This is a genomic window from Streptomyces violens, from assembly GCF_000717745.1.
In the GTDB taxonomy this organism is placed as follows: domain Bacteria; phylum Actinomycetota; class Actinomycetes; order Streptomycetales; family Streptomycetaceae; genus Streptomyces; species Streptomyces violens.
The window spans coordinates 41237-53503 of record NZ_JOBH01000013.1; the positions used below are offsets into that span (position 1 = coordinate 41237).

Annotated in this window: 11 protein-coding genes; 4 read left to right on the forward strand and 7 right to left on the reverse strand. The window is 72.8% G+C overall.

Translation table 11 applies throughout. The features are described 5' to 3' along the window. Positions 1-33: 33 nt before the first annotated feature. Positions 34-1317 (reverse strand): L,D-transpeptidase, encoded by a 1284-nt coding sequence (locus IF04_RS0124620; RefSeq protein ID WP_030261872.1) that lies wholly within the window; start codon positions 1315-1317, stop codon positions 34-36. Positions 1318-1396: 79 nt separating this feature from the next. After that, a complete protein-coding gene (locus IF04_RS0124625) occupies positions 1397-2584 on the reverse strand; it encodes a CaiB/BaiF CoA transferase family protein (RefSeq protein WP_211259856.1) in 1188 nt (395 codons plus the stop codon). A gap of 505 nt (positions 2585-3089) precedes the next feature. On the opposite strand from IF04_RS0124625, the gene IF04_RS0124630 reads away from it, so the two are divergent. After that, entirely contained in the window at positions 3090-3341 is a 252-nt protein-coding gene (locus tag IF04_RS0124630; protein ID WP_030261877.1) for a hypothetical protein, read from the forward strand. Positions 3342-3370: 29 nt separating this feature from the next. On the opposite strand, the gene IF04_RS0124635 is transcribed toward IF04_RS0124630, so the two are convergent. From IF04_RS0124635 to IF04_RS0124645, 3 genes are all read right to left on the reverse strand, one after another. Further along, positions 3371-3976, reverse strand: a complete 606-nt coding sequence (locus IF04_RS0124635) for a YIP1 family protein (RefSeq protein WP_078600739.1) — start codon at positions 3974-3976, stop codon at positions 3371-3373. A gap of 102 nt (positions 3977-4078) precedes the next feature. Further along, positions 4079-5227, reverse strand: a complete 1149-nt coding sequence (locus IF04_RS0124640; protein ID WP_078600741.1) for a P1 family peptidase — start codon at positions 5225-5227, stop codon at positions 4079-4081. Between the two features lie 54 nt (positions 5228-5281). Continuing rightward, positions 5282-6106: a L,D-transpeptidase family protein gene (locus tag IF04_RS0124645; protein ID WP_030261883.1), complete on the reverse strand. Its 825-nt coding sequence runs from the start codon at positions 6104-6106 to the stop codon at positions 5282-5284. Positions 6107-6488: 382 nt separating this feature from the next. On the opposite strand from IF04_RS0124645, the gene IF04_RS36010 reads away from it, so the two are divergent. After that, on the forward strand, positions 6489-6995 hold the full coding sequence (locus IF04_RS36010; RefSeq protein WP_051831554.1) for a group III truncated hemoglobin: 507 nt from the start codon (positions 6489-6491) through the stop codon (positions 6993-6995). Positions 6996-7011: 16 nt separating this feature from the next. Here the strand turns inward: IF04_RS36010 and IF04_RS0124655 are convergent, their stop codons facing one another. After that, positions 7012-8115, reverse strand: a complete 1104-nt coding sequence (locus IF04_RS0124655) for a methyltransferase (RefSeq protein ID WP_078600743.1) — start codon at positions 8113-8115, stop codon at positions 7012-7014. 275 nt (positions 8116-8390) lie between these two features. Between IF04_RS0124655 and IF04_RS0124660 the strand changes: the two genes are divergently transcribed. After that, entirely contained in the window at positions 8391-9638 is a 1248-nt protein-coding gene (locus IF04_RS0124660; protein ID WP_030261891.1) for an amidohydrolase, read from the forward strand. Positions 9639-9825: 187 nt separating this feature from the next. After that, the gene (locus IF04_RS0124665) at positions 9826-10923 is read left to right on the forward strand and encodes a MerR family transcriptional regulator (protein WP_245654499.1); all 1098 of its coding nucleotides are present in this window, start codon (positions 9826-9828) and stop codon (positions 10921-10923) included. A gap of 61 nt (positions 10924-10984) precedes the next feature. Here IF04_RS0124665 and IF04_RS0124670 read toward each other — a convergent pair whose 3' ends face one another. Beyond that, positions 10985-12235 (reverse strand): NAD(P)/FAD-dependent oxidoreductase, encoded by a 1251-nt coding sequence (locus IF04_RS0124670; protein ID WP_030261895.1) that lies wholly within the window; start codon positions 12233-12235, stop codon positions 10985-10987. Positions 12236-12267: the final 32 nt, after the last annotated feature.

The window sequence follows — 12267 nt, forward strand, 5'->3', positions numbered from 1 at the left end:
GGTGGTGTACGTCTGCGTGCGGCGCTCGAACGATCAGGCCGCGCTGCCCGCCGTCCACTCGTCCCAGTCCATGTTCCAGCCGTTGAGGCCGTTGTCGGGCTTGATGGTCTTGTCCGGGGAGTTCTTCACCACGACCACGTCACCGATGAGCGAGTTGTCGTAGAACCACTTGCCGGGGGTGTCGCTGTTGGCGCCCTTCGCGTCCCGCAGGCCCACGCAGCCGTGGCTGGTGCCCGCCTGGCCGAAGATCGAGGGCGAGCCCCAGTAGTTGCCGTGGATGAAGGTGCCGGACGCGGACAGCCGCATGGCGTGCGGCACGTCCTTGATGTCGTACTCGCCCTTGCCGTCCTTCTTGGTGAAGCCGACCGTGGAGCCGTCCATCCGGGTCTCCTTGAACTTCTCCGAGATCACCATCTGACCGTTGTAGGTCGGGTTCTCGGGGCTGCCGCCGGAGATCGGGATCTTCTTGAGGGTCTTGCCGTCCCGCTCGACCGTCATCATCTGGGTCTTCATGTCGACGGTGGAGACCTGGGAGCGGCCGACGGTGAAGCTGACCGTCTTGTCCTGGACGCCGGTGACGCCGTTCGCGCCCTCCACGCCGTCCAGGTCGATCTTCATCGTGACCTTCGAGCCGGCCTTCCAGTAGTCCTTGGGGCGGAAGTCCAGGCGCTGGTTGCCGAACCAGTGGCCGACGACCTGCTGGCCGCTGCTGGTGGTCACCGTGATGTGCGACTGCACGGCCTTCTGGTCGGTGATGGCCTTGTCGAAGTTGAAGGAGACCGGCATGCCCACGCCGACGGTCTTGCCGTCGTCCGGGGTGTAGGTGCCGATGAAGCTGTTGGCGGGTGACACCGTGGTGAACGTGGAGTTCTCGGCCGCCGAGCGGCCCTTGGCGTCCTTGGCGCTGGCGGCCAGCTGATACTTCGTACCGCGCTCCAGCTGTACGTCCGGCTTCCAGCCGGAGCCGTCGGCGGATATGGATCCGGCGACCTTCTCTCCGGTGTCCACCCGCGTCAGCGTCACCTTCGTCAGCTTGCCGCCGCTGACCTTCACGTTCGTTCCGTTGATGCTGGCGCCGCTGGAGCCGTCCTTCGCCGACACCTTGATCTTGGCGTCGGAGGCGTCCTTGGCGGCCGCGGCGTCGGCGCCGGCCTGACCGTCCTTGTTGTTCGCGCCCGAGGCGTCACCACCGCAGGCGGTCAGGGCCAGGGCGCCGGCGGCGAGCAGTGCCGCCGCAGCGAGGCCGCGCCGAAACGAGCGCGAAGTGCGGGGCTGTGCGGGCGCTGCGTTGTCCGGCGTTGTCACGAGCTGCTCCAGGCAAGAGTGTTGGTCCACTGTTCTTAAACAGCGACTGTGAGCCGTTTTGGTTGCAGCTCTCCATATCTTGTGACGGATGTCACACGAGTGGGGGAAGCGGCTGGTCGGAGGGGCCGGCCAGCCACTCGCGGAGCTGCGTTCCGTGCTCGTCCAGCCGCGGCGGTGCGACGGGTTCGGCCACCGGCGTACGGGACAGCCGCAAGGGGCTGCGTACTTGGGGTATCCGTTCCTCGCCGACCGGAACGATCGGATCCAGCCCCAATTCCGCCGCGAACTCCAGGGCCTCGCTCAGGGTGTTGACGGGCCCACAGGGCACCGACACCTGACCGAGCCGCTCCGTCCAGCCCCGTGCGGTGTCGCCCGCCAGCCGCGCCTCCAGCTCCTTCACCAGCTCCGTACGGTGCTCCACGCGGTCGGGATTGGTCGCGTACCGCGCGTCCTCGGCCAGCTCCGGCGCGCCCAGCGCCGCTGCCAGCGCCCGGAACTGACGGTCGTTCCCCACCGCCACCGCCAGCAGCCCGTCGCGGCAGGCCAGCGTCTCGTACGGCGCGATGCTCGGGTGCCGGTTGCCCATCGGGCCCGGGTCGCGGCCGGTGGCCAGATGTCCGGACGCCTGGTTGACCAGCGAACCCAGCAGGGAGGACAGCAGGTTCACCTCGACGTGCTGTCCCTGGCCCGTACGGTCCCGGTGGCGCAGCGCCGCCAGGATGCCGGTCGTGGCGTCCTTCGCGGTCAGTACGTCCACCAGCGCCACGCCCGCCTTCCGGGGCGGACCGCCGGGCTCGCCCGTAATGCTCATCAGCCCGCCGACCGCCTGCACGACGAAGTCGTAGCCGGGCAGATGGGCGCCCTCGCCCGAGCCGAAGCCGGTGATCGAGCAGTGCACCAGGCCCGGGTTGGCGGCGAGGGAGGAGACCGGGTCCAGGCCGTACTTGGCGAGCGCGCCGGGCCGGAAGTTCTCGATCAGGACATCGGCCCGCACGGCCAGTTCGCGGGCCGCCTCCGCGTCGTCCGGCGCGGAGAGGTCCAGGGCGAGCCCGCGCTTGGAGCGGTTGGCGGCGTCGAAGTACGCGGCCGTCCCGTCGGCCGCGAAGGGCGGTCCCCAGGCCCGGGTGTCGTCACCGGCGCCGGGCCGCTCCACCTTGACGACCTGGGCGCCCAGGTCCGCCAGGGTCGCGGCGGCCAGTGGCCCCGCCAGCACCCGGCTGAAGTCGGCGACGAGCACGCCGTCGAGCGGCTTCGGCTGGTCCGTACACTCCACGCGCACTCCTCCGTCATGGTGATCCGGTCGTCCGGTTCACCCGTATCGGTGGTCCGGTTGTCGTATCGGGTGAGTGGTGCGCCGCCATGCTCGCGGACGATCTTGGCTGGACGGAACCCGCCGATGCGTCCAACGCGCACTGCCCGACTCGGCCGTGCAGGAGTGGTGGGGAGGTACCGGTGAAACGGGCGGAAGCCGGGACACCGCGCCGCCGGCCGCCGGATTCTTACGGACGTGGCGCGGAATTGTGGCGGAATTCTTGCGGTGCTTCCGGCGATTCTTGAGGGCCTCGCACCTGATGCGGTGGGATGAGGGATGGTTGCGGCGTGATGCGGGAAGAACCCTGAGTGATGCAGGAAGGTCCGTTAGTGGTGGGAGATGCGTCACTTCGGGTCTTAAGTCCTATAAAAACCTGTCATAAAGCCTGAGGCGTGGTGTCTACTGATCCGCGTCAGCCGTCGGCGCCGAGCGCGCCGGCGCAGCACCGCGCCCGTACGCCATGGAGGACTGGATGCTCCCCTCCGTCTCGACCCTGCAGCAGATCGGCCTGGCCGTGCTGCTGCTCGCGACCCTCGCCTGGGCCATCGGGCTGGTCCGGACCGTGCGCCGGGACCGTCACGCGCCCCAGCCGCCGGGCGCGGCCCCGCGGCTGCTCAAGGCCGTACCGCGGCAGGTCGTCCCGCCGTCGGAGAGCGTCGAGCTGACCGCGGCCGAGCGCGAGGCGTTCGCCGGGCTGGTACGGGACCTGACGCGCGGTCACTGACAGGGCTCAGCGCCGTCGGGCGCTGCCTCTCAGCTGATCGGGCCGAGCTTGAGCAGTGCGAGCGACGCCAGCATCTGTACCGCCACCGCACCCACCGACCGCAGCGTCGGCAGATGGTGCTGCCCCCGTATGAGCAGCACGGCCAGCGCACAGCTGAAGCCCCACGTCGTCAGCGCCACCGCCTGCGCGACGGGATGGCCCTCCGGCAGCAGGAACGACAGCGCGAGACGGGGCAGATCCGTCACCCAGAACACCACGATGAACAGGCTGACCGTCGGCCGGAGCCGGCCGTTGCCGCCGAGGGTGCGCGCTATGGCGTGCGTGACCAGCCCCAGCCCCAGGCTCGCGACGAGCACGCCCGCCTCGGTGAGGCCCGCGAGCTGCCACACCACCTCCTGCGGGCCGGTTCCCCACTGCGCCCGGAAGGACTTCGACGCCAGCAGCCCGAGCGCGCCGCCGACCAGCGTGAGCAGGACCGCCGCGCTCCACGCCCCGCGGTCGCGCGCCTCGTCCAGTACCTCCACCGGCCGGTACCACAGTCCCAGGATCAGCCGGTGCCACCACAGCCGGCGCCGCTTGGCGGCGGGCTGGGGTGCGGAGGCCGGCTGGACGAGGGTGGGCGGCGGTACGGGCATACGGCCGTTTCTACCACCGGGATTCATGAGGGGAGGAGGCAGGGACCGGTGGGCGCGGCAGTTCCGGTGCGGTACCGCTCAGGTCCCGTAAGTCGATAACGCTCAGGTCCCGTACAGGTCGGTGTACGAGGGAAAGACGCCGCCCGGGCCGTCCACACCCTCCGCCGCCAGCATCGCCTTCACGACGGCGCGGGTCAGCGCGTCGGCGCCGGCCGCCAGGATCTCGTTGACCGCTCCGGCGTCGGCGTGCACGGCGAACGCCGGGTCGGTCTCCGCGCTCTCCGGAGCCGCGGGCCGCTCCCCGGTGGCCAGCGCGAAGACCGTGTCGCCGTCCGAGAGCAGATGTACCGGCCGTATGGCGCGGGCCAGCCCGTCGTGCGCGGTGCCCGCCAGCTTCTGCGCCTGGGCGCGGGTCAGCGCGGCGTCCGTGGCGACGACGGCGAGAGTGGTGTTCAGCGGCGGGCGCACGGAGGCCGCCGAGCGCGCCGCCGACTCCGCGCGGGCGGCGGCCAGATGGCGCATGGCGGCCGTGTGCGCCTCGGGCACGGGCGGCCGCGCGGTGCCCTGGTACAGCCGTCCGTACAGCAGCCCGGTCACCGGGTCGACCGGCGAGCCCGCCGCGTTGACCGCCGCGAGCACCGCGACCGTCACCCCCGACGGCAGCACGATGCTCGCCGTGCCGATGCCGCCCTTCAGGCCGCCGGCCACCGCGCCCGTACCGGCGCCCACGTTGCCCTGCGCCACCGGCGATCCGGGCGCGCCGCGGTGCGCCGCCTCGATCGCCGCGCGGCCGAGCGCCGCGTCCGGCCGGGCCCGCCAGTCGCCGCCGCGCCCCAGGTCGAAGAGGGCGGCGGCCGGCACCACCGGCACCACCTGCGCGGGATCGGGCCCCACCTGGAAGCCTCGGCCGTGGTCCTCCAGCCACCCCGCCACACCCGAGGCCGCGTCCAGCCCGAAGGCGCTGCCGCCGGTCAGCACCACGGCGTCCACCCGCTGTACGAGGTTGCGCGGATCCAGGGCGTCGGTCTCGCGGGTGCCGGGGCCGCCGCCCCGTACGTCGACGGCGGCGACCGCGCCGCCCTCGGGCGCGAGGACGACGGTCGTGCCGGTGAGGTGGCCCGCGTCCGTGCGCTGCGCGTGCCCCACCCGGAGGCCCGGCACGTCCGTCAGCGCGTCGTGGGGGCCGTGCGGGGTGAGGGACTGCTCGGTACCCGCGTCGGGGGACTGTCCGGTGCGTGTGGGGTCAGCCATGGTCCATGCGTACCACGGGGGCGCGCCGCCGGAGGGGATTGCGCGGGGCCGGTCTCAGCGGCCCGACGGGCCCATCACGATGACGGGGTGTTTGGCCGGATCCAGCGTCCGCAGCAGCTCGCGCATCACGTCGGGCTTGAGGCTGATGCAGCCCTGAGTGGGGCCGTCGTGGTCGACGTGCAGCCAGACGCCGCCGCCCTTGGCCGCGCCCTGGGGGCGCCGCGGGTCCAGCGGCGAGGAGCCCGGCACGCGGTTGTAGTCGATCGCGATGACGTAGTCGAACGAGCCGGCCAGCGGCTCGCCCTCCACGCCCGATCCGCTGGCGACGAAGGAGGAGTTGTGGTCGTACGGGAGCTTCGTGCCGCGCGGCGGGGCGAGCTTGCCGCCCGCGTCGCTGAGGGTGAAGACGCCCTCGGGCGAGCGGAGGTCGCCGTAGCGGTGGTCCTTCGTCCAGCCCCTGGCGGCGTTGTGCGCGGCCCAGGCCGTGCCGCCGCGCCACTTCTCGGAGTCCTTGGCGCGGGTGTAGAGCGTGACGGTGGAGTCGTGCGAGTCGGCGTCCTCGCCCGTGACGACGAGGACCTGCCGGGACTCGGCCGGGATGCGGTCCCGGGTGGCCGCGTCGAGGCCGGGGATGTGGCCCGGCTCCGTACGGACGGGGGAGCCCTGCTTGAGGCCGGTGGGCCGCTGCTTGGAGGAGGCGGTCGCGGTGGGCTCGTCCTGCGCCGTCACCGAGACGCCCTGGCTGCGCTGGTCGTCCCCCGAGGCTGGCCAGGCGCACAGCGCGGTGCCCATCAGGACCACCACGGCCGCGCCACCGACGGCCTTGCCGCGTCGGGACAGGCGTATTCGCTCACTGGGCTGGGCGTGCCGGCCTGCCATGGTGTGACAACTCCTTGCGCGACGGCGCTTCGTGGGCATAAAAGGGGGCAATATGCACCCTACCCTTCACAGGGTGGGTTTAGCCCCGCGGGCCCCTTGTTCCGCTTGTTCTGCACATCATGCCGTGTGGTGATCGGTGCCGGCGCGGAATGGGTATCCACCGGTGCGGGGCGGACAGTTGGCGCGGCGTACTGTACGGCGGCCCGGGCGGCCGCTGCCTGCCGGTCAGCGAGGGTTGACCGGATTTGGTACCCGGCGGTGAGTCGGGCAGTGCGGCGGGGTCGGGCACCATGGGAAGCCGGGGATGTGGTGGACGGTGGAGACGGCGAGAGCGGCGGGAGTACCGGCGGTGACGGAGTCGTACGGCGGGGACGATCAGGGGGTGTCCGGAGGACCGGCGCCTGGGCGTGACCCGGCGGGCCGCGTGGACCTCGCCGGCCGCACCGACCTCGACCGGCTGCTGCGCCGCTTCTACACCGCCGCCTTCGCCGACCCGCTGATCGGCCCGTTCTTCACCGACGTCGCGGGCACCGACCTGACAGCGCATCTGCCCGCGATCACCGACTTCTGGGAGCGGGCGCTGTTCCGTACCGCTGACTACCGCGGTGACGTCTTCGCCGCGCACGCCGCCCTGCACCGCCTCCGGCCGCTGACCGCCGCGCACTTCGGGCGCTGGGTCCAGCTCTGGCAGGCCACCGTGGACGGGCTGCACGCCGGGCCGCGCGCCGAACGCGCCAAGACGCAGGGCGAACGGCTCGCGGTCGCGATGCTGCGCCGCCTGTACGGCCCGTCCGCCGACACCGGAGGCGGCACCGGCGGCTTCGTACCGCTGGCCGCGCTGCGGCTGCGGACGGCGGGGCCGCGCGTACAGCCGGCGGCGGCGCTGTAGGACGTCCGGCAGCCGGCTAGCCGTTGTCCGCCGCGGCCCGGGGCGTCGTCCGCTCCGCCGGTACGGACTCCACGATCGAGGGGAAGGCGGGCGTGGACAGCACACGGGTCAGCCGGAAGTCCGCCGCCGAGAGCAGCGTGGCGTACTCCTCTGCGGTCCGCTCCTTGCCCTCGAGGACCGCCATCATCGCCACGTCCATCGCCTTGCCGTAATGCGGCGCGTTGCCTTGCGGCAGCACCGAGTCGACGATCAGCAGCCGGCCGTGCGCCGGGATCGCGGCCCGCACCCGGCGCAGGATGTCCACGCAGGCCGAGTCCGGCCAGTCGTGCAGCACATGCTTCAGTACGTACACGTCGCCGCCCTCCGGCACGGCGGTGAAGAAGTCGCCCGCCTCGGCCCGCCAGCGGCCCGCCAGCTCCGGTACGCCCAGCACGTGCCGGGCGATCGCCGGCTCCTGGTCGTAGAGCACCCCGGAGAGCGAGGGGTGCAGCTCCAGGACGGAGCGCAGCAGGCCGCCCCGCCCGCCGCCTACGTCGACCACCGTGCTGCCCTCGGGGAACGGATAGCTCTCCGCGACCAGCCCGTCGACCGGCCCGGACAGCGACGCCATCCCCGTGTCGAACAGCTCGCGCGTCCCCGGGTCGGCGGCCAGGACCTCGAAGAGCGGCGCCCCGAAGAGCCGGTCGAACGACGGCCCGGCGGACCGCACGGTCTCCGCGAGCGCGGCCGAGGACCGCCGGAACGTCTCGTCGGTCATCATGAGCACCGCGTCCCGCAGCGAGTGCGGCACGTCCGAACGGAGCGGCTGCGCCGCCGGCGTCAGCCGGAAGGCACCGGTCGCGTCCTCGCGGAAGATGTCCCGGGTGGCGAGGTAGCGCAGTACGCGCCGCAGGTGGGGGCCGTGCGTGCCGGTGGCGTCGGCGAGCTGGTCGGCCGTGCGCGGACCGGCCGCCAGGTGGTCCGCGATGCGGTACTCGACCGCGGTGCGCAGGGCGGCGGAGAACAGGTGCCCCAGCGCGTGCTCCATCAGAAAGGCGACCGGGTCCTCCGGCGTCCGGCCGTCGGCAGGGCGGTCCGCCGGCCGCCCCGTGGGCCGGCCCGTCGATGACGTGGTCAACATCTGCCTCCCGTCACTCACCGAGGTGAGAGCTGGCGTCCGGGCCGAGATCGCCGGCCGGGCCGTCCCGCACCGGACGGCCACCGTGCCCGCACCGGACGACCACCGTGGCAGCGCCCGGCCCGCCTGTCACCCGTACCTCCCGCACCACCCGCGAACTCCGGCCACCCGCTGCATATCCATGAGGACCTTTCGCCCCCTGTCGCGTGGCACGCGGCGGCCACCGAACGGGCCGTGCCCCCTGTGCGGTAAGGGCGTTACGTGATCGAATACGGCACATGAGCGATCGTGCGCGTGAGATGGTCCTGGCCCCGCTCGACGCCCGCATGGCGGACCTCGAAGCCCTCTACGAAGATCTGCACCGGCACCCCGAACTGTCCTTCCAGGAGACCCGCACCGCCGCCGAGGCCGCCCGCCGCCTGGAGGCCGACGGCTACGACGTACTCACCGGCATCGGCCGCACCGGCGTGGTGGGCGTACTGCGCAACGGCGAGGGACCGACGGTCCTGCTCCGCGCCGACATGGACGCGCTGCCCGTGACCGAGCGGTCCGGCCTCCCGTACGCCTCCACCGAGCCGGGCGTGATGCACGCCTGCGGCCATGACGTGCACGTCACCTGCCTGGCCGGGGCGGCCGGACTGCTCGCCGCCGGACGCGACCACTGGTCCGGCACCCTCGTCGTCCTCTTCCAGCCCGCCGAGGAGGACGGCGGCGGCGCGCAGAAGATGATCGACGACGGCCTCTACAGCAAGGTCCCGGTGCCGGACGTGGTCTTCGCGCAGCATGTCGCGCCGCTCGGGGCCGGCCTGATCGCGTACCACGACGGCGCCTGCATGGCCGCCGCCGACAGCCTGCGCATCACCTTCCACGGCACCGGCGGCCACGGCTCCCGCCCGGAGACCACGGTCGACCCGATCCTGATGGCCGCCTCGTTCGTCCAGCGGGTGCAGTCCGTCGTCGCCCGCGAGACCGCGCCCAGGGAGCAGGCCGTCGTCACCGTCGGCTCCTTCCACGCGGGCGACGCCCCGAACGTCATCCCCGACCGGGCCACCGTCCAGCTCAGCATCCGCACCTTCGACGAGGAGGTACGCGCCCGGGTACTGGCCGCCGTCGACCGGATCGCCCGCGCGGAGGCCGCCGCGTCCGGCGCGGCGCGCGCCCCCGAGACGGAGACCCTCGCCACCTTCCCTGTCACCCGCAACGACTCCGAGGCGCTGCGCGAGGTCAACGCCGCCTTCGCCGGCCTCTTCGGCGAGCAGGCGCTCTTCCCCTTCGACCCGGCCTCCGGCAGCGAGGACGCGGGCCTGCTCGCCACGGCGGCGGACGCCCCGCTGTACTACTGGTGGCTCGGCGGCTGGGACCCGGCCGCCTTCCGCAAGGCGATGGAGGCCGGCCGGCTCTCCCAGGACATCCCCTCCAACCACTCGGCACACTTCGCCCCGGTCCAGCAGCCGACGCTGTCGATGGGAACGCGGGCGCTGGTGGCGGCGGCGCTGACTCGTCTGGGGAGGGACGGGGCGGCGTAGGACGGGGTGGCGGGGGTGTGAGGCCGGGGCTCGGGGGCGGGGCTTTCGGGTGACGGGGGCCCTCGGTAGGCGCTGGCTTTCGGGCGGTGCGGGCCCGAAGCGGGCGCTTCGGCGCCGGCGTTGACCTTGCCCTTGGGGCAGGCCCCAGCCTCGGTCCCGGAAGGCGAACCGGGAAGAGGTGGGACGCGTGGCGGAGGACGGTCTGCTGACGATCAGTGCGTTCGCCCGCGCCTCCCGGCTCTCACCGAAGGCGCTGCGGCTCTACGACGATCTGGGCCTGCTGCGCCCGGCCCGCGTCGACCCGTACAACGGCTACCGCTTCTACGCCCGGGACCAGCTCGAACGGGCCCGCCTGGTGGCGTGGCTGCGCCGCCTGGGCATGCCGCTGTCCCGTATCCGGACGGTGTGCGACCTGGCCCCGGCCGAGGCCGCCGCGGAGATCGCGGCGTACTGGGCCGGCGTCGAGGCGGACACCGCCGCTCGCCGGGACCTGGCCGCCTTCCTCATCGACCAGCTCAGCGGAGAGGACCCGGCCATGACCCACGAGACGATCACCGGCATCCGGTACGCAGCCCTGTCGGACACCGGCCTGGTGCGCGAGGGCAACCAGGACACGGCATACGCGGACAGCCGCCTGCTCGCGGTCGCCGACGGCTTCGGCGCGGACGGGGCCGCGGCCGGTACCGCCGCGATCGAGGCCCTGCGCACCCTGGAGAACACCCCGGCCCCGCTCCCCGGCGACATCCTCAACACCCTCAGCGAGGCGGTGGGGCGGGCGAACCGCGCCGTGGCCGAGCGGAGCACCGCCGAGGACAGCGGCACCACCCTCACCGCGATGCTGTGGACCGGCTCCCGGCTGGCACTTGTGCACGTCGGTGATTCCCGCGCCTACCTCCTGCGCGACGGCGGCTTCTTCCGCATCACGCACGACCACACCCTCGTCCAGTCCCTCGTCGACGAGGGCCGGATCACCCCCGAGGAGGCGTCCGCGCACCCGCAGCGGGCGCTGCTGCTGCGGGCGCTGGACGGCCGGGCCGGTGACGCCTCCGTACCGGACGTGAAGCTGCACGACGCCCGGCCCGGCGACCGCTATCTGCTCTGCTCCGACGGCCTGTACGGCGTGGTCACGGACGCGGAACTGCGCCGCGTACTGGCCACGCGCGGCACCCCGGAGGAGGCGGTGCGCGACCTGATCGCACTCGCCCACGAAGCCGGCGCCCCGGACAACGTCAGCTGCGTCGTCGCCGACACGGTCACGGCACCGGGTCGGCACACCGGCCCCTGAGAGCCCGCACCTTGAGAGCCCTCTTCTTGAGAGCCTGCCGCTGCTGTCTCTGTCTGCTGCCTCACCCCAGTCCCTTGAGCATCCCGTGCCAGTAGAACTGCGGGAGTCCGTACCGCTTGAGGAACCACATGTCCGTCCGCTCCTTCGTCGTGTCCAGGAAGGGCAGCGAGGGAGCGGGCTTGAGGTCGTAGTCGAACTCCGCCAGCAGCATCTTGTGGCGCGCGGTGACCAGCGGGCAGGAGGTGTACCCGTCGTAGCGGGCGCGGAGCGGGCGGTCGCGCAGCGTGTCCCGGAGGTTGGCGACGACCACCGGGGCCTGCTTGCGCACGGCCGCGCCGGTCTTCGAGGTCGGCAGGTTCGCGACGTCCCCGAGTGCGAACACCTCCGGGTGGTCCGGGTGTTGCAGTGTCGCCGGGTCGGCCTTCACGTATCCGAAGGGCGAAGTCGGGTCGGCCAGCGGCCCGCCGGCGATCCATTCGGGCGCGGCCTGCGGCGGCACCGCGTGCAACAGGTCGTAGGAAATCGTCTCCTTGTCGCCCGTCGCATGGTTCACGATCACCGCTTCGCGGGTCGCCCCGTCCACGGACACCATCTCCGACCGCAGCCGTACCTCGATGCCGTACCGCCGTGCCACGTCCTCCAGCACCCGGCCGAACTCCGGCACCTTGAACATCGCCGTCTCGGGCAGCACGAGGACGACCCGGATGCGGTCCAGCACGCCGCGCTTGCGCCAGTGATCGGCGGCCAGGTACGCGATCTTCTGCGGCGCGCCGCCGCACTTCACCGGCCCGGCCGGCATCGTGAACAGCGCGGTCCCGCTCTTCATGCGGCGGATCAGGTCCCAGGTCAGCGGGGCCAGTTCGGGCAGGTAGTTGCTGGTCACGCCGTCGTGACCGAGGGCCTGCGCGAGCCCGGGCACACCGTCGGGGTCCAGCCGCAGCCCCGGCGCGAGCACCAGCCGGTCGTACGCGACGGTCCGCCCCGATGCCGTACTGACCGTACGCGCGCCCGGATCGACGGCCACGGCGGCCTCCCGCAGCCAGTGCACGCCGGGCGGCATGACCTCGGCCTCGGTGCGTAACGACGCCCGCAGCGGCGCCTGGCCGCCGCCGACCAGCGTCCACAGCGGCTGGTACCAGTGCGTACCGGAAGGCTCCAGCACCGCCACATCCGGCGCCCCGGCCCGCCGCAACCGCGCGGCCACGGTGATCCCGGCGGTACCGCCGCCTATGACGACGATGCGGTGATGCTCCCGGCTCGACCTCCCGGCGGGCCGCGCGACGGGGTCGGGCTGACTGGCTGACGTAGACATGTAAGCCTCCTGGAGTGGGGGCGCAGCGCGCC